This window comes from Microbulbifer mixtoriginis (SeqCode) (genome assembly GCF_052467235.1).
This window is the reverse complement of record NZ_CP174305.1, coordinates 2,229,784-2,246,825: the sequence shown is the minus strand read 5'-3', so window position 1 is coordinate 2,246,825 and position 17,042 is coordinate 2,229,784. Positions and strand designations below refer to the sequence as shown.

General features: G+C 53.6%; 14 protein-coding genes. 9 read left to right on the top strand and 5 right to left on the bottom strand.

Annotation, left to right across the window (positions count from 1 at the left end; genetic code table 11):
* The first annotated feature begins 52 nt into the window (after window positions 1–52).
* Complete coding sequence (locus tag ACJJIO_RS09895) at window positions 53–733, top strand: phosphoadenosine phosphosulfate reductase domain-containing protein (protein ID WP_444910884.1); 681 nt, start codon at window positions 53–55, stop codon at window positions 731–733.
* Window positions 734–992: 259 nt separating this feature from the next.
* On the opposite strand, the gene ACJJIO_RS09890 is transcribed toward ACJJIO_RS09895, so the two are convergent.
* Window positions 993–1,499, bottom strand: a complete 507-nt coding sequence (locus ACJJIO_RS09890; RefSeq protein WP_444910883.1) for an SRPBCC family protein — start codon at window positions 1,497–1,499, stop codon at window positions 993–995.
* A gap of 93 nt (window positions 1,500–1,592) precedes the next feature.
* Here ACJJIO_RS09890 and ACJJIO_RS09885 point away from each other — a divergent pair, with 93 nt between their 5' ends.
* Window positions 1,593–2,492 (top strand): LysR family transcriptional regulator, encoded by a 900-nt coding sequence (locus tag ACJJIO_RS09885; protein ID WP_444910882.1) that lies wholly within the window; start codon window positions 1,593–1,595, stop codon window positions 2,490–2,492.
* 82 nt (window positions 2,493–2,574) lie between these two features.
* Here the strand turns inward: ACJJIO_RS09885 and gyrB are convergent, their stop codons facing one another.
* The 4 genes from gyrB to dnaA form a co-directional block, all read right to left on the bottom strand.
* The gene (gene gyrB / locus ACJJIO_RS09880) at window positions 2,575–4,995 is read right to left on the bottom strand and encodes a DNA topoisomerase (ATP-hydrolyzing) subunit B (protein WP_444910881.1); all 2,421 of its coding nucleotides are present in this window, start codon (window positions 4,993–4,995) and stop codon (window positions 2,575–2,577) included.
* A 21-nt stretch (window positions 4,996–5,016) separates the two neighbouring features.
* Entirely contained in the window at window positions 5,017–6,120 is a 1,104-nt protein-coding gene (recF, locus tag ACJJIO_RS09875) for a DNA replication/repair protein RecF (protein WP_444910880.1), read from the bottom strand.
* A gap of 125 nt (window positions 6,121–6,245) precedes the next feature.
* Window positions 6,246–7,352 carry a DNA polymerase III subunit beta gene (gene dnaN, locus ACJJIO_RS09870; protein WP_252083962.1) on the bottom strand — a complete coding sequence of 369 codons (1,107 nt, stop codon included), beginning with the start codon at window positions 7,350–7,352 and terminating at the stop codon, window positions 6,246–6,248.
* Between the two features lie 32 nt (window positions 7,353–7,384).
* Entirely contained in the window at window positions 7,385–9,091 is a 1,707-nt protein-coding gene (gene dnaA / locus ACJJIO_RS09865; RefSeq protein WP_444910879.1) for a chromosomal replication initiator protein DnaA, read from the bottom strand.
* 507 nt (window positions 9,092–9,598) lie between these two features.
* Between dnaA and rpmH the strand changes: the two genes are divergently transcribed.
* The 7 genes from rpmH (at window position 9,599) to rsmG (ending at window position 17,001) form a co-directional block, all read left to right on the top strand.
* Window positions 9,599–9,733 carry a 50S ribosomal protein L34 gene (gene rpmH, locus ACJJIO_RS09860; protein ID WP_020413885.1) on the top strand — a complete coding sequence of 45 codons (135 nt, stop codon included), beginning with the start codon at window positions 9,599–9,601 and terminating at the stop codon, window positions 9,731–9,733.
* 27 nt (window positions 9,734–9,760) lie between these two features.
* Complete coding sequence (gene rnpA / locus ACJJIO_RS09855) at window positions 9,761–10,147, top strand: ribonuclease P protein component (protein WP_020413886.1); 387 nt, start codon at window positions 9,761–9,763, stop codon at window positions 10,145–10,147.
* Complete coding sequence (yidD, locus tag ACJJIO_RS09850) at window positions 10,144–10,377, top strand: membrane protein insertion efficiency factor YidD (protein ID WP_083922742.1); 234 nt, start codon at window positions 10,144–10,146, stop codon at window positions 10,375–10,377. Before rnpA ends, yidD begins: the two co-directional genes overlap by 4 nt.
* A gap of 8 nt (window positions 10,378–10,385) precedes the next feature.
* Window positions 10,386–12,053, top strand: coding sequence for a membrane protein insertase YidC (gene yidC, locus ACJJIO_RS09845; RefSeq protein ID WP_444888993.1), 1,668 nt, complete (start codon window positions 10,386–10,388; stop codon window positions 12,051–12,053).
* A 75-nt stretch (window positions 12,054–12,128) separates the two neighbouring features.
* Window positions 12,129–13,505, top strand: a complete 1,377-nt coding sequence (gene mnmE, locus ACJJIO_RS09840; protein ID WP_444910878.1) for a tRNA uridine-5-carboxymethylaminomethyl(34) synthesis GTPase MnmE — start codon at window positions 12,129–12,131, stop codon at window positions 13,503–13,505.
* A gap of 891 nt (window positions 13,506–14,396) precedes the next feature.
* Window positions 14,397–16,286 carry a tRNA uridine-5-carboxymethylaminomethyl(34) synthesis enzyme MnmG gene (gene mnmG / locus ACJJIO_RS09835; protein ID WP_444910877.1) on the top strand — a complete coding sequence of 630 codons (1,890 nt, stop codon included), beginning with the start codon at window positions 14,397–14,399 and terminating at the stop codon, window positions 16,284–16,286.
* A gap of 85 nt (window positions 16,287–16,371) precedes the next feature.
* Window positions 16,372–17,001, top strand: a complete 630-nt coding sequence (rsmG, locus tag ACJJIO_RS09830; protein ID WP_444910876.1) for a 16S rRNA (guanine(527)-N(7))-methyltransferase RsmG — start codon at window positions 16,372–16,374, stop codon at window positions 16,999–17,001.
* Window positions 17,002–17,042: the final 41 nt, after the last annotated feature.

The following is a 17,042-nucleotide window of genomic DNA, read 5'->3' as shown; positions in this document are numbered from 1 at the left end:
AGCTATCCGGGTAGCATGACTTCCATTCTAGTTTTCCAATGCGCTGATTTTTATGGGACACAACGCTTCCAGTAATGCCCTGCAGTCTTCGAGAGGCCGCTTCTTTCATCACAATGCCAACCTGGCAGTATTGAATCAGACTTTTGCTGAGGCTAAACCCAGCGAAATCATGCAATTCACCATGGAAAAGGCCCAGAACCCGGTAGTCTTTACCAATTTCCGCCCCCTTGCTGTGGCCTTTCTACATCTTGTGAGCAGAGCCAAGCCGGATATTCCGGTGATCTGGGTGGATCACGGTTACAACACTCCTGAGACCTATCGCCATATTGAAAATGTGGTAAAACAGCTGGGCCTCAATCTGCGTACCTACTCTCCAAAGATGTCCGCGGCCCACTACAACGCTGTATACGGTGGTATTCCAGCCCTGGATACTCCCGAGCACGACTTCTTTTCGCGTACGGTCAAGCTCGAACCGTTTAACCGCGCCATGCAGGAATTGAAACCGGATGTGTGGCTAAACGGCATTCGTCACGATCAGAATGCACACCGTAAAAACCTGGATGTTTTTACCCAGGGGAATCACGGCACCATTCGCATAGCGCCAATGTTTCATTTGAAAGAGATTGATGTAGAAGAGTACGTTTACGAAAACGAACTGCCGGATAATGATGTGTATTTTGATCCGACCAAGGGTGAAGAACATCGCGAGTGCGGGTTATTACTGGAAAAATAAATTCATAGATCGGCGGGGGAATTTTTGCTCCGCCTTTTTTTAAAAACTTTCTTTTTCCCTTAGTTTTTCTTCCAAAATACCCAATCTTCCGCGATCAAATAGTTCTTATTTATGCATAGCGATTAATTCATAATTTTGGCTTTTGTCAGATTTCTCTGCAAAAAATATTTTTTTATCTTTGCTTTTTTCCCATTCCCTTCTGCTTGCTGACAGCAGAAACAGAAGGGCTTATAAAACTATATTCTTAATATTCAGCTAACTAAGCAGCGGCCTCACCGGTAAGATGCCGGCCTTTTTCCAAATGATTTTTTAGGTCCTCCAACATTTTACCAAACTGTGTGCCTGTCATTTTTTTCACTACCGGGCTCAGTACGCCACCAATGGCACCCAGCTCCATATTCGCAGTGAAGCTCACTCTTGTCCCATTTTCGGATAAAGCCTCTAATTTAAACTGCGATAAACTTTTCTTCACCGGAAATCCTGGCGGCGTGTTCTTTGTTTCTACAGACACATCCAGTTCATGCTTTTTATCATCAAATCTTGTGATGGTTTCATCGGCGACAAGACCATTGGGGCCTTTATTTGTCAGTACACAGACACGCCCTTTTACACTGGCATTGCCAACCGGTGTACCCTCTTTGACAAAGGAATGCGGTATCAGCGTCATCCATTGGTAAGCGGTGTCGAAATCCACAGCAAGCACTTTCCAGACCTCCTCAATCGGGCGGTCTATGGCAATTTCTCTCTTAACTTGAACGATTTTCATTGGATTCTCCCAGGATGTTCGGTGCAATAAACATTGACGGGAGACAGATTAGCTGGACACTATTTGCAACGGAATATAACAAAATAGGACACTGTGTTGCATAAAGGATCCATTGAATGGACTGATATTCAGTTCTTTATTGCGGTTGCCAGGAGTCATAGTGCCCGCAGCGTTGCCGAAGACCTTGGAGTGAGCCACTCCACTGTATCCCGCCGTATTGACGCTCTTGAAGAGAGGCTTCAAGCCAGACTGTTTTACCGTAACTCCAAAGGTTATCAACTAACCGAAGATGGAGAAGCCATGCTCGGTTATGCCAAATCCGCAGAGCAGTACCTCGACGCGGCACAGAAACACTTGCAGGGTGGTAGCCATCGGCTCTCTGGGGAAATACGCGTTACCATGCCTGATGTCGTGGCTGCCCATCTTGTGATTCCGCACCTTAATGAGTTCACTAACGCCTACCCGCAGATAAACGTTCAGCTCCTAGTGACCAGCCAGGTGCTCAGCCTTGAGAAGCACGAGGCGGATGTGGCTTTGAGAATCCTGCCCAAAGGTGCTGAGATACCCGAAAGGTTTATTGCCCGTAAGCTTACCAACCTACCTAGTTGCTGTTACGGCTCGCCAGCCTATATTGCAGAATCTCTACCAGAGCACGGCCGCTGGCTCGGCTGGAGTAGTGAGGATGGCAAGGTGAACTGGGCTCAAAACACCCCTTATCCAGATTTGCCCTATCAACATCAGATCAGCCATGGCCTGATACAGCTAGAAGCCGTCAGAAGTGGACTGGGCTTAGCCAGGCTTCCCTGCTTTCTCGCCGATGGGATTAATGGAATAATTCGCTTACCCGGCGCGGAGCCCTCCAGCCTGCACGATCTGTGGCTGGTCTCTACACCGGAACACCGCAATGTGCTGCGATTTAAAGTCTTTCGAGAGTTTGTTGTGAGTCTATTCAGGCGCCTTGAGGATAAGTTGGAAGGCAAGCTGGCGGGGTGATTTCGATCGATATTTGCCTGGAGCGGTATAAAACCGCCCCAGGCAACCCATCTATTTTTAAGCGCAAGAGCGTCTGGAAGACTTAAACATCCAGGTTTTCTACCGCCAAGGCATTGGTTTCGATAAAGTCACGGCGTGGCTCTACCTGATCGCCCATCAAGGTGGTAAAGATCTGATCTGCTGCGATAGCATCTTCAACAGTTACCTGCAGCATACGACGGCTCTCTGGGTCCATGGTAGTTTCCCAAAGCTGCTCCGGGTTCATCTCACCTAGCCCCTTATAGCGCTGGATACCGTAGCCTCTGCGGCTCTCGCCCATCAGCCAGTCCATCACTTCAGGGAAGCTGCCAACAGGGTGCTGCTTCTCGCCGCGTTGGATAAAGGCACCCTCTTCCAATAGACCCACCATTTTCTCACCCAGAGCGCAGATAGACGCATACTCGGCGGAATCGAAGAACTCGTGGTTGATCAGGTAGTCACTGCCGACACCGTGCGCCACTATGTGAATATGTGGCAGGAATAGACCGCGCTCGGTATTTTCCTGCACAGTCACTTCATGGCGACGGGTTCCACCGCTCTCCTCATCGGCAAGTTTTTCCTGCAGCTGAGCACACCATTCAGCCACCTTCTCCTGGGATTGCAGATCCTCCTGAGACAAGCTGGGCAGGTAGATCATGCTGCGCAGCACCTCCTCTGGATACAGGCGGGACAGACGATCAATAGTAGCCAGCACACTACGATACTCGCCCACCAGGCTTTCCAGGGAAGCGCCAGATAGTCCAGGGGCATCCGGGTTCACAAATAATGTGGCGCCTTCTAGGGCGGCGTTGGTGAGGAACTGAGTCAGAGCACCCTCATCTTTTAGGTACTGCTCCTGCTTACCCTTGGAAATCTTATACAGTGGCGGCTGGGCGATATAGATATGGCCACGCTCAATCAACTCCGGCATCTGGCGGAAGAAGAATGTCAGCAGCAATGTGCGGATATGGGCTCCATCCACATCCGCATCGGTCATGATGATGATGCTGTGGTAACGCAGCTTATCGGGGTTGAATTCGCTCTTACCGATGCCACAGCCCAGTGCGGTGATCAAAGTGCCCACTTCGGCACTGGAAAGCATTTTGTCGAAGCGCGCTTTTTCCACATTTAGGATTTTGCCCTTCAGCGGCAGGATCGCCTGGGTACGACGATCGCGGCCCTGCTTAGCAGAACCACCGGCAGAGTCACCCTCCACCAGGTAGATTTCCGACAAGGCAGGGTCTTTCTGCTGGCAGTCTGCCAGTTTTCCGGGCAGGCCAGCGATATCCAAGGCACCCTTACGGCGGGTCATCTCACGCGCCTTACGCGCCGCCTCACGGGCTTTGGCCGCATCGATCATTTTAGTAACGACGGACTTGGCTTCCTGGGGGTTCTCCAACAGGTAGTCGTTGAAGTGGTGTCCCATCTCCTGCTCAACAGCGGGCTTCACTTCAGAGGAAACCAGCTTGTCTTTGGTCTGCGAGGAGAATTTCGGGTCCGGTACCTTCACAGAGATAATCGCAGTGAGCCCTTCTCGGGCATCGTCACCGGTGGTGTTGACCTTATCTTTTTTGCCCAGGCCCTCGCGCTCAATATAGGTGTTCAAACCGCGAGTCAGCGCCGCGCGGAAGCCTGCCAGGTGGGTGCCACCATCGCGCTGGGGGATATTGTTGGTGTAGCAGAAAATGCTTTCCTGGAAACTGTCATTCCACTGTAGCGCCACTTCTACGGCGATGCCGTCATCGCGCTGGCTCTGGAAGTGCAACACCTTGTTGATGGGAGTTTTGTTTTGGTTAAGAAACTCCACAAAGGCACTCAAGCCACCCTCGTATTCATAGACCTCTTCCTTACCACTACGCTCGTCCTTCAAGACAATACGTACACCGGAATTGAGGAAGGACAGCTCGCGCAAGCGCTTGGCCAGTACATCGAAATGGAATTCGATATTGCTGAAGGTATCTGCAGAGGGCTTGAAGTGCACGGTGGTGCCGGTAGTATCGCTATCTCCCACCACCTCCAGTGGAGCCTGGGGCACACCGTGATGATAGGTTTGCTCGTGGATCTTACCCCCACGGCGAATAGTCAGCTTCAACTCTTTTGACAGCGCATTTACTACTGACACACCCACGCCATGCAGACCACCGGATACCTTATAGGTATTGTCATCGAACTTACCACCGGCGTGCAGCACGGTCATAATTACTTCTGCAGCAGAAACCCCCTCTTCTGGGTGGATTTCTGTTGGAATACCACGGCCGTTATCTGAGACAGAAATCGATTCATCCGGATGGATGGTTACGCGAATCTCATCGCAATGGCCTGCTAGTGCTTCATCGATGGAGTTGTCGACCACCTCGAACACCATGTGGTGCAGGCCGGTGCCATCGTCGGTATCACCGATATACATTCCGGGGCGCTTGCGCACCGCATCCAGGCCTTTGAGTACCTTGATACTGCTCGAGTCATAGCTTTGCTGCTCTGACATTTATTCGCTCCATTCAACTTATTATGCAGCCGATGCATCGGCGCTGATATTCCCATGTTCCACGTGGAACACTTTTGGGCAATTCCAAGGGGCTTCCAATTGTCGCCAGGGGCGGCTTGTAGTGCCCTCATCTATTCCGGTTACCAGTACCTGGCTGGCACAACGACCAACCCACTGGGCAAAAACTTGCTGATTATGATCATCCAGCTCTGCTGGAAGGTCGTCCACAAGAAATACCGGTTTCTCTCGGTGACGACAAACCAACTGCGCCATAGCCGTGCGTACGGCGCACACCAGCATCTTCTGCTGGCCACGGGATAAAACATTGTGTGCAGGCTCACCTGCAACGGTAAAACGGAGATCTGCTCTGTGAGGCCCAGTGCGGGTATGTCCCTGACTGAGATCACTATCCCGAGACTCTCTAAGCGCCTCGGCCAGTTCAACCTCTTTTCGCCAACCGCGTCGATAACTCATATCCACCCGATTTAGCAGGCTGGGAGGTAACTCTTCCAGTAGCGTTGTTACGGCCGCACGCAATTGCTCGAATTGGCCGCGACGCAGGGTATCCACCTGTTCGCCACTTTGGGACAACTGATGCTCCCAAATCCCGATCGCGTCCGGATCGATTTTACCACGTCGCAACAAGGCATTTCGCTGCTTCAGTGCGATTTGATAGTTTTTCCATTGCTGAGCAAAGAGATGTTCCACGTGGAACACTGTCCAATCCAGAAGTCGCCTGCGCACTCCAGGGCCACCATCCAGGGCGGAGAAACTATCGCTGTTAATCAGTTGTAAGGGGAGACAGTTAGCAAGCTGTGAACTGGACTCAGCCGCCGCCTGGTTGATACGCACACGGCCTCCGCCATCAGCTAGGCGCTCGACCCCAAGATTGAAGCCCGTATCCAGCTGGGTAAAAACCGTGAGCCCTGAATGATCATGGCGGATAACCGATTTGTGCTGGCGAGACCGAAAAGAGCGGCCTGTAGCCAACATATGAACAGCTTCAAGAATGGAAGTCTTGCCACTGCCATTGACGCCACAGAACAGGTTAACCCCAGTGTCCAAAAGCAGATCGGCGTGAGAGATATTTCGAAAATTAGAAATCAGAAGGCGGGTCAGCGCCATAGACCCCTCGCCCCGCTGGCTGGGAAAATTTCAGCGGCAATATTCAGAAAAAATAAAGGGACCGCCTGTTGATAATACAGTGCGGTCCCTTCTCGATTGTGAGCCAAATGCTTACTAACCAGGGCTTACAGACGCATCGGCATAATCACGTAGAGGGCATCTCCATCCTCAGGTTGCTGCAGTAAAGCACTGCTATTGGCATCCGCCAGACTGATGCGAATCTGGTCGCTGTGAATAGCACCAGTAACATCGAGCAAATAGGAAACGTTAAAGCCTATTTCCATGGGCTCCCCCACGTAATCGACCATCATTTGCTCTTCGGCCTCCTCCTGCTCGGGGTTATTGGCCACAATCTGCAGCAAACCCTCGGAGACCTGCAAACGTACCCCACGATATTTTTCATTGGAAAGAATCGCTGCTCGTGAGAAAGCCTGACGCAGGCCCTGACGGTCGGCATAGACCACGTTGCCGGCACCACGTGGTAGAACGCGCTCATAATCCGGGAACTTGCCATCCACCAGCTTAGAGGTAAAGGTGAACTGGCCACTCATCACTCGGATATGGTTGTTGCCCAGTACTACCTGCGCCTGCACGTCGCTATCTTCCAGCAAACGCCCCAATTCCAATACGCCCTTTCGCGGTACAATCGCCTGAATGGGTGCCGATACATTCAAGCCCGGAGCATCGCGGTCGCACAGTGCCAGGCGGTGACCGTCAGTGGCGACTGCGCGCAGCTGCTGTGGGCGGCACTCCAGCAGTAGGCCATTCAGGTAATAGCGCACGTCCTGCTGGGCCATGGCAAAGCTGGTTGCCTCGATCAGACGGCGAATCTCGCGCTGAGAAATATCGAATCGAGTCTGGGCACTGGCTTCCTCCTGATTGGGGAAGTCCGCTGCGGGTAAAGTGGATAACTGAAAACGGCTGCGGCCACTGCGCAATACCAGGCGCTCGCCATCGCGCTCAAATTTTAATTCAGCGCCATCCGGCAATGAGCGACAGATATCCAGCAGCTTGCGTGCTGGAACAGTTACTTCACCTTCCATTTCCACGCCATCCACCGGCAAGCGGCCGACAATTTCCACTTCGAGATCAGTACCAGTCAGGGACAACTCCTGACCTTGTAATTGCATCAATACATTGGCCAGGACCGGCAGGGTCTGGCGTTTCTCAACGACACCGGCTACCAGTTGTAGGGGCTTCAGCAGGGCGTCCCGGCTCACATTGAATTTCATCGGTAGTTTCGCCTTGTTTGTCAGTTATTCGATTAAGTGGTCAACGACCGTGTCAGTAACTTTACGTCCTCGCGGATATCCGCATCAGACTCCTGCAATTCGCGAATTTTGCGGCAGGCATGCAAGACCGTAGTGTGGTCACGCCCGCCAAAGGCATCGCCAATCTCTGGCAAACTGTGGTTGGTCAACTCTTTAGCCAGAGACATAGCCACCTGACGCGGACGCGCGACAGAGCGGCTGCGGCGCTTGGACAACAGGTCGGCCACCTTGATCTTGTAGTACTCGGCCACCACGCGTTGAATATTGTCCACACTCACCAAACGATCCTGCAAGGCGAGTAGATCCTTGAGGGCCTCGCGCACCAATACATCGTCAATGGCACGGCCGGTAAATTGGGAGTTGGCTATCACACGGCGCAGGGCGCCTTCTAGCTCGCGTACATTGGAGCGGATACGCTGCGCGATAAAGAAAGCGGAATCGTGGGGTAACTCTACACCGAACTGCTCCGCTTTCTTCATTAATATGGCTACCCGCGTCTCCAGTTCAGGCGGTTCCACAGCCACGGTCAGGCCCCAACCAAAGCGGGACTTGAGACGTTCTTCAAGGCCGTCGATCTCCTTGGGATAGCGGTCGCAGGTGAGGATAATCTGTTGGCCACCCTCGAGAAGCGCATTAAAGGTATGGAAAAACTCCTCCTGAGAGCGCTCCTTACCAGCAAAGAACTGAATATCGTCAATCAGCAGCGCATCCACAGAACGGTAATAGCGCTTAAAATCGCTGATGGCGTTGAGCTGTAGAGCCTTCACCATATCCGCGACAAAACGTTCAGAGTGCAGGTAGACCACTTTGGCATTGGGATTGCGCTCTAACAACGCATTGCCCACCGCATGCATAAGGTGCGTTTTACCCAGGCCCACACCACCATAAATAAAGAGCGGATTGTAGGCGCCACCAGGGTTGTCGGAGATTTGCTGCGCAGCAGCCAAGCCCAATTGGTTGGATTTGCCTTCAACAAAAGATTTAAAAGTGAAGTTTCGATTGAGGGAGCTGCCGTGCTTAATGGCACCCTCAACCTCAACCTGCCGCGCGGGTTGTTCCGGGATAGAACGCACCATGTCGTTCATTACCGCAGGACGAATATCGGATACCGCCTGCTCCCCCTTGCTGACCTGTCTGGAGTTGGTCTCCTCTTCCAGTATTGAATGAGGATTTACACCAGGGCCACCACCAAAGCCGCCACCATTCAGCGGCTGATTGGGAACAGGAGCCTGTGGCTCCGCATGGCTCATAAACCCCTGAGAGACAGAGGGAGAAACCACACCAGGCGTTGTGGAAAAATCCACCGAACCCGATGAAACAGAAGGTGCTGGGGAAGTTGTAGGTGCTATCGGCGGCGGCATAGCACTGGCAACCGGAGCCGTAGGGGGCACGGGAGCCGGTACAGGTGCCACTTCCATTGCTGCACGACTACGCTGAAAACGCGCGGGGCGACGAGCAGTGATCTCCAGCCCTACTTGAAGTGGCTGTCCAGGAGAGAACTGGTGGACCAGCTCGCGGATACGATGAAGGAATTTACCGCCAACCCAGTCCAGTACAAAGCGATTTGGTGCAACCAGTCGCAACTCGCCCTCAGCACACGCGGGATTGACGCGCAGCGGTCTGATCCAGGTATTGAACTGCTGAGATGGCAGCTCATCCTGCAAACAGCTCGCGCACTGCTTCCAAACGGATTCAGTCAAGAAACCCCCCAAAACCCCAAAATGGTAAGACCACGGAGACAACGGCATGAAAGGACTGGAGTGCCCTAGCCGTCAAATAAGATCGGCGCAGTATACCTTTCCATCGATGGGTTATCCACAAGAAAGCGTGGCGCTGTTGAAAAAATTGCGCAAAAATGTCCATGCAATCAGGTATTTGCGTAACAATTAGACAATTGAAGCCTACGCCTTTGGAACTTTATCCACAATCACCTGTGCATATCTTGGGGTCAATCGGTGGGCATCACGAAATACATCAGGTAGCTCAAGGGCTTGTCTGGTAGCCGTTATTTCGCATCAGTGATTTAGTGGTAAACAAGCCGAATATCTCCCGTCTGTGCGTTGCTTTCACTGTTGCCTTTCTATACAATCCGCGGCCTTCGCAGCGCGTAGCTCCGTCTGCCCCGGCTCTGTGCCGGACCGGAGCCCAGGCCGCGGCCGGGGATGGTCCCGAGAAATCTTGAACACAAAGTCTCAGGTAGCAAGACTATGAAACGCACATTTCAACCCAGCAACTTGAAGCGCAAACGCACTCACGGTTTCCGCGCTCGTATGGCAACCAAAAACGGCCGTAAAATCCTGGCCCGCCGCCGCGCTAAAGGCCGCAAAGTACTGTCTGCATAATATCTCTTCTTTTTAGAGATTCTCCCTATGCAGCAGGTGCGCAGCAGCTTTGGATTTGCCAAGACTCTGCGCCTGCTTAATGCGGCGCAGTATCGCAAGGTTTTCAATGAAAACGTTGTGCGCGCCGCGCATCCCCACCTCCTGATCCTCGCATGCCCCAGTGATTCTGAGCATCCGCGCCTCGGCTTGGTAATTGCCAAGAAGCATGTGCGCAACGCCTCCGACCGCAATCGAATCAAGCGAATTACCCGAGAAACCTTCCGCTTGCAGCAACACCAGTTGCCGCCGCTGGATGCTGTAGTATTGGCTCGCCCGGGGGTTGCAGATCTGGATAAGGCCGCACTGGCGAAGACACTAAACAAGCTCTGGCGCAAGCTGGCCAAGCGCGCGCAACAGCCACAATCGAAGTCATGAAGTGGCTACTGATCAAGCTGATACACGTCTACCGCTATCTGGCCAGCCCATGGGTAGGTAACCAGTGCCGCTTTTACCCAACCTGCTCGCGATACTCCGAAGAGGCGATTGAAACTCACGGAGCCTTAAAGGGGGGTTATTTAACTGCGCGCCGCCTTATAAAATGCCACCCCTGGCACCCTGGTGGACTGGACCCGGTTCCCCCCACCAAACACAAGAACACGCTCTAGGTATTAAGATGGATTGGCAACGCTATACGCTGCTAGGTGGAATTCTCGCGGTTCTCCTCGCACTTATCTTCCAGTGGAATGCATTTCAAGAGCAGCACACTCCTGAACTCGACCGCGAAACCATAGTTCACGACGATATACAGAGCGGCAGCCAAATCCCGGCGCAGACCAGCGAAAACGGCAATGGCGATGTACCCCAACTGGAGTCCCAAGCGCCAGCAGAGACAGGCACCGATAGCGGCCAACGCACGCTCATCAATGTCACCACCGACGTCTTTGATCTGCTCATTGATCCTCGTGGCGGTGATATCGTAAAAGTGGCCCTGCGACAGTTCCAGGAAAAGCTGGATACGCCTGACCAGCCCTTAATCCTGTTAAACCAGACTCGCTATCACACCTATATCGCCCAGAGTGGTCTGATCGGTAACAACGGTACCGATAGCGCCGCTGGCCGCCCCCTGTTTAAGGTTGAAAAGACCAACTACGCCATGGTGGAAGGGCAGGATCAGCTGATTGTGGACCTGACCCTGCAGCAAGAAGGTGCAAATATCACCAAACGCTACACCTTCAAGCGTGGTGACTACCTCGTTCAGGTGGCCTACCTGGTAGATAACACCAGCTCCAAGCCCTGGTCCGCCGCCATGTTTGGCCAGATCAAGCGCGATGCCAGTGAGCCGGTGACCGATACCGGTTTTGGTATGTCACCCTTCCTCGGTGCCGCTCTTCACACCAACGAAGAAAATTACTTCAAGCAGGATTTTGAGGAAATCGCCGAGAAACCCACCCGCACCACAGTGGAAGGCGGCTGGGTAGCCATGGTGCAGCACTATTTCCTTAGCGCCTGGATTCCCCCACAGGATGAACGCAACACTTTTGAGCTGCGCGAATTGTCCAACGGACTATTCCGTATGGGCTTCACCGCCCAGCCGGTACAAATCCCCGCCGCGACTCAGGGCGAGCTGAGCGCTTCCTTCTATGCCGGCCCCAAGGATGTCTACCGCCTGGAGGAGATCTCACCCTATCTTGACCTGACCGTGGATTACGGCTGGCTGTGGTGGATTGCCAAGCCGCTGTTCCGCGTACTGCACTTTATCCAGGAGCATATCGTCAGCAACTGGGGCTGGGCGATTATCTTGCTCACCGTCTTTATCAAGACACTGCTGCTGCCGCTGTCCGCCGCAGGCACCAAGTCTATGGCGCGCATGCGCAAGTTTGCTCCACAGATGAAAAAACTGCAGGAGCAGTACAAGGACAATCGTCAGAAGTTGGCGGAAGAGACCATGAAGCTCTACCGCCGCGAGAAGATCAATCCCATGGGGGGCTGCCTGCCGATCCTGCTGCAGATGCCGGTGTTTATCGCCCTCTACTGGATGCTTACCGAAACCGTTGAGCTGCGCCATGCGCCCTGGATCTTCTGGATTCACGACCTGTCGGCGAAGGATCCTTATTTCATCCTGCCGGTACTGATGGGCCTATCCATGTGGTTTATGCAAAAGCTGAACCCGGCGCCCACCGACCCGACCCAGGCCCGTATCATGCAGTTGATGCCGGTGATGATGACGGTATTCTTCCTGTGGTTCCCGGCTGGCCTAGTACTGTACTGGATCGCCAACAACCTGATCACCATCGGTCAAACTTGGTATATCAACAAGCAGGTGGATGCCGGAAAATACTGATCAAGTATCCACAGATCACAAACAACAAGGGCCGCTACTGCGGCCCTTTTCCGTTATGTCGAGTACACTCAGCCGATGACACAACAAAGCCTTAATCGCGACACCATCGCCGCCGTCGCCACCGCACCGGGGCGCGGTGGTATCGGTGTAATCCGCCTCTCTGGCCCCAAAGCCCTGTCCATTGCCCAGCAAATCTGCGGGGATAAACCGCTCAAAGCGCGCTATGCCCATTACCGAAATTTTTTCCACAGTGAGCAACTGATCGACCAGGGACTCGCCCTATTCTTCCCAGGCCCCAACTCATTTACCGGAGAAGACGTGGTGGAACTGCAGGGCCACGGTGGCCCGGTGATTCTCGATCAACTGCTGAAGGCAACGATCGAACTGGGAGCCCGCCAGGCACGTCCCGGGGAGTTTTCTGAACGCGCCTTCCTCAACGACAAAATGGATCTCACCCAAGCCGAAGCGATCGCCGATCTGATTGATGCCGGTAGTGCCCAAGCGGCGCGCAACGCCATGCGTTCGCTACAGGGCGCTTTTTCCGACAAAATTGAAGACCTTGTGGAAAGTCTTACCCACCTGCGTATCTACGTAGAAGCCGCCATCGATTTTCCCGAAGAAGAGATCGACTTTCTCGCCGATGGCAAGGTGGCTGCGGATATCCAGGCCCTACTGGCACAAATGGCTGTTGTGGAAGCTCAGGCGCGCCAGGGCGCCATTATGCGCGAGGGTATGCGAGTGGCCATTGCCGGGCGCCCCAATGCCGGCAAGTCGAGTCTGCTCAATGCCCTCGCGGGTCGCAATACCGCCATCGTCACCGATATCGCCGGCACCACCCGCGATATCTTGCGGGAAGATATCCACATTGACGGCATGCCCCTGCAGTTCGCCGATACCGCCGGCCTGCGGGATGCGCCAGATAAAGTAGAGCAAATAGGCATCGAGCGCGCCTGGGAGGAGATTCACCAGGCGGATCGCGTGCTCCTGGTAATGGATGCAGAGCAACTTCACTCACTGGACCCGGCAGAGGCCTGGCCGGAATTTACCAACCAGCTTCAGGACTTAGGCAAGCTCACACTGGTACTGAACAAAATTGATCTCAGCGATTACAGTGCCGGCCTCCAAGCTCACACTGAAGGAGTGCCGGTTATAGCCATCAGCGCCAAGACTGGCTCAGGCCTCGAAGCACTGAAGGAGCATTTGAAACAGTCTATCGGCTTCAGTGGTGCTGCCGAAGGCACTTTTAGTGCGCGTAGACGCCATTTAGAGGCTCTTGAGCGCGCCCGAGCCTTTATTGAGCAAGGTTCCCAGCAGCTCCACAGTCATGGTGCCGGTGAGTTACTCGCGGAAGACTTACGCCAAGCCCAACAGGCGTTGGGAGAAATCACCGGTGCAATGAGTGCGGACGAGCTGCTCGGGAAAATTTTCGGCAGCTTTTGTATCGGAAAATAAGAAGGTGTGGAGTTCCACGCACTTATCCAATTGGGGGCGCTAGTAAATAGCGTCCTCTTCTCTTCCCTATAGTACCTCCCCACTCTCCTTCTTCTTATTCTCCTTCTGGCACAAGTTCCACACCTCTTGCTCACAGGAAGAGCTCAGATCTATCCTAGGCTGTTAAAAAAGTTCTATTTAATCCCCAGCTTTCCCGCATATTTTCCACGAAAAAGGTGAGAAATAAGCTTGAGATAGCTGTTTAAATGGCTCTTAAGGGAAAGAAGTTATACATGTCCACGGGGATTTCCCGTGGATAATCTTATTGGCAGTTATCTCACCATTAACCCACACCCATTCAATGGGTATATGCACAGATTTATACATTGCGTTTGACTACTCACAGGTATCCCCCAGAAAGTCTGGGTAAAGCACCACAGACACTAGTCAAAAAAACTGACTGTGGGCAAAAGAGGGGATAAGCACCTGCAAAATAGAATAATCGTATGATGATAACTTCCTAATAAGAGTAGATAGGGCAAAGTTGTCCCAAGTTTTCACAGCCTCATACCCCGGTTACCCCTGTGTCCACCAAGGGTTTGTCGGCAGGGTTTTCATCTTTGTAACTTGTTGTTTTTAAAGGTTTTTTTGTGCTTATACCGAGTTGCGGCAGGTCTAATAAAAACAACAAATATAAAAAAATACTCTTTAAGATATACATATATTCATTAGTAAGAGTATTTAAGAAAGCAAGACAGAGTTTTGAAATTCATCCGATCAGAATTTGATATTCAGGAAGGAGAGAGAAAGACAAAGGCAGAGCTTTCCTAAACGGCTTGAATAAAGCTAATTGCTGAGGACACTTACTGACTATAAAATGTGCGCCCCAAGTTGTAACCAGTAGCAGCCATTATGGAATTCCCTAAGACCTATGATGTGATCGTGATCGGCGGAGGCCATGCAGGTACCGAAGCCTCACTGGCAGCGGCACGTATGGGCGCTTCCACTCTGCTACTGACCCACAATATCGAGACCCTCGGGCAAATGTCCTGCAACCCGGCCATTGGCGGTATTGGCAAGAGTCATCTCGTGAATGAGGTCGATGCCCTCGGTGGCGCTATGGCAACGGCAACAGACCTGGGCGGAATTCAGTTCCGGGTCCTCAATGCCCGCAAAGGTCCTGCAGTAAGGGCAACTCGTGCCCAGGCCGATAGAGCCCTATATCGCGCCGCGATCCGTTCGATCCTGGAAGCACAGGAAAACCTGGAGATCTTCCAACAAGCGGCAGATGACCTGATTGTCGAAGGTGAACGCGTTGTGGGCGTTGTCACCAACGCAGGAGTACGCTTTCGCGCAAAGACAGTGGTACTGACCGCCGGGACTTTCCTCGGTGGGCGTATCCACATCGGCTTGGATAACCACGCCGGCGGCCGCGCCGGAGACCCACCCTCGATTGCCTTGGCAGATCGTCTGCGCGAACTGCCTTTCCGTGTTGACCGCCTCAAAACCGGCACCCCTCCTCGTATTGATGCCCGCTCAGTAGATTTCAGTGAGTTGGAGGAGCAGTGGGGAGACAGTCCCACACCGGTGATGTCTTACTTGGGCAGCCGCGATCAGCACCCGCGCCAGGTCTGCTGCTGGATTACCCACACCAATGCCCGCACTCATGAAATTATCCAAGGGGGGCTCGATCGCTCGCCCATGTATTCCGGTGTGATTGAGGGGATTGGCCCGCGCTATTGCCCCTCCATTGAGGACAAGGTGCACCGCTTTGCGGACAAAGACAGCCACCAGGTGTTTATCGAGCCCGAGGGGCTGACTACCAACGAGCTGTACCCCAATGGTATTTCCACCAGTCTGCCCTTCGATGTGCAGATTGAGCTGGTGCACTCCATCAAAGGTTTTGAAAAGGCGCATATAACCCGCCCGGGCTATGCGATTGAGTACGACTTCTTCGATCCGCGCGATCTTTTGCCCTCCCTGCAGACCAAATTTATCCAGGGGCTCTACTTTGCCGGCCAGATCAATGGCACTACCGGCTACGAAGAAGCGGCCGCCCAGGGACTCCTGGCTGGCGCCAACGCCGCCCTACAGGCCCAAGAGCGCGAAGCCTGGTCCCCGCGTCGGGATGAAGCCTACCTGGGCGTGCTTGTAGATGATTTGATCACCAGTGGCACCAAAGAGCCCTACCGCATGTTTACCAGCCGCGCGGAATATCGCTTGCTGCTCCGTGAGGACAATGCTGACCTGCGCCTGACCGAAAAAGGTCGCGAATTGGGCCTGGTCGACGATACCCGCTGGGCAGCGTTCAGTGAAAAGCGCGAGGCGATCGCCCGGGAAAGCCAGCGACTACAAGATACCTGGGTGCACCCAAGGACACCCCAGGCCGCCTCCGTAGAAACCAAACTGCCGCAGCCATTGGCGCGGGAATACAGCCTGATGGACCTGCTGCGCCGTCCGGAACTGGGCTATCAGGATGTGGCGGGCCTCAAAGGGGAAGCGGTAACCGACGAGCAGGTTGCCGAACAGGTGGAAATCTCGGCCAAATACGCCGGCTATATCGATCGCCAGCGCGAGGAAATTGAGCGCTTGCAGGCCTACGAAGATACCCCTATCCCGGCGGACTTCGACTACAGCGATATTTCCGGTCTGTCCAATGAGGTCAAGCAAAAACTGGGAGAGACCCGCCCGGATACCCTGGCGCGGGCCTCGCGGATACCGGGCGTGACGCCCGCATCCATATCCCTGCTGCTGATCCAGTTGAAAAAGCGCGGGCTGCTGAAGCGCAAAAAAGCGGTATAAATCGGTTTTCCACAGGGTATCCCGCGAGGCCCTGCGGGGTTTGAGTTTCGCGGGACTACTGGGGGATAGACCCATTTCTCACTCAATGGAACAGTTTCGTCCGCGCCTGTTAGAGGCGGCGGCACAGATGTCGGTGGCACTCAGTGACCGACAGCAGGATCAGCTACTGGAATACCTGGCGCTTTTAGCCCGCTGGAACAGTGCCTACAACCTGTCTGCCATACGCGACCCGGAGCAGATGCTGGAGCGCCATATTATCGACAGCCTCAGTGTGGTAAATCTCTGTGGCGAAGGGGCTTTAATCGATGTGGGTAGCGGTGGCGGCCTGCCGGGAATCCCCCTGGCAATTGTGCATCCGGAGCGCGCCATCACCCTGCTCGACAGCAATGGCAAGAAGACCCGCTTCCTGTTCCAAGTGGCCAGCACCCTGCCCCTGCCCAATATCAAGGTAGTCAATGAGCGGGTAGAAGCCTTTGTGCCAGAACAGCCTTTTGCCGGTGTGGTGTCCCGCGCCTTTGCCTCCATCGAGGATATGGTCAATGGCAGTGAGCACATGTTGGCACCTAAGGGGCGTTTTTATGCCATGAAGGGCAAGCTGCCTGAGGATGAGTTGAGCGCTCTGCCAAAAGGCATTAAGGTCGAGCAGGTGCACCGTTTGTCGGTGCCCGGCTGCGACGGTGAGCGACATATGATTCAGCTCTGTCGCACAGAATAAGATGATAGTTTGGTGGGCCTGTCGCCCGCCCAATCCTACTC

Excerpts from the sequence above, each read along its gene's own strand:
- rsmG (WP_444910876.1), top strand. The coding sequence starts at position 16,372 with ATGGAACAGTTTCGTCCGCGCCTGTTAGAGGCGGCGGCACAGATGTCG.
- yidD (WP_083922742.1), top strand. The coding sequence starts at position 10,144 with ATGAAGTGGCTACTGATCAAGCTGATACACGTCTACCGCTATCTGGCC.
- gyrB (WP_444910881.1), bottom strand. The coding sequence starts at position 4,995 with ATGTCAGAGCAGCAAAGCTATGACTCGAGCAGTATCAAGGTACTCAAA.
- mnmE (WP_444910878.1), top strand. The coding sequence starts at position 12,129 with ATGACACAACAAAGCCTTAATCGCGACACCATCGCCGCCGTCGCCACC.
- mnmG (WP_444910877.1), top strand. The coding sequence starts at position 14,397 with ATGGAATTCCCTAAGACCTATGATGTGATCGTGATCGGCGGAGGCCAT.
- ACJJIO_RS09895 (WP_444910884.1), top strand. The coding sequence starts at position 53 with ATGGGACACAACGCTTCCAGTAATGCCCTGCAGTCTTCGAGAGGCCGC.
- recF (WP_444910880.1), bottom strand. The coding sequence starts at position 6,120 with ATGGCGCTGACCCGCCTTCTGATTTCTAATTTTCGAAATATCTCTCAC.
- yidC (WP_444888993.1), top strand. The coding sequence starts at position 10,386 with ATGGATTGGCAACGCTATACGCTGCTAGGTGGAATTCTCGCGGTTCTC.
- rnpA (WP_020413886.1), top strand. The coding sequence starts at position 9,761 with ATGCAGCAGGTGCGCAGCAGCTTTGGATTTGCCAAGACTCTGCGCCTG.
- ACJJIO_RS09890 (WP_444910883.1), bottom strand. The coding sequence starts at position 1,499 with ATGAAAATCGTTCAAGTTAAGAGAGAAATTGCCATAGACCGCCCGATT.
- rpmH (WP_020413885.1), top strand. The coding sequence starts at position 9,599 with ATGAAACGCACATTTCAACCCAGCAACTTGAAGCGCAAACGCACTCAC.
- dnaN (WP_252083962.1), bottom strand. The coding sequence starts at position 7,352 with ATGAAATTCAATGTGAGCCGGGACGCCCTGCTGAAGCCCCTACAACTG.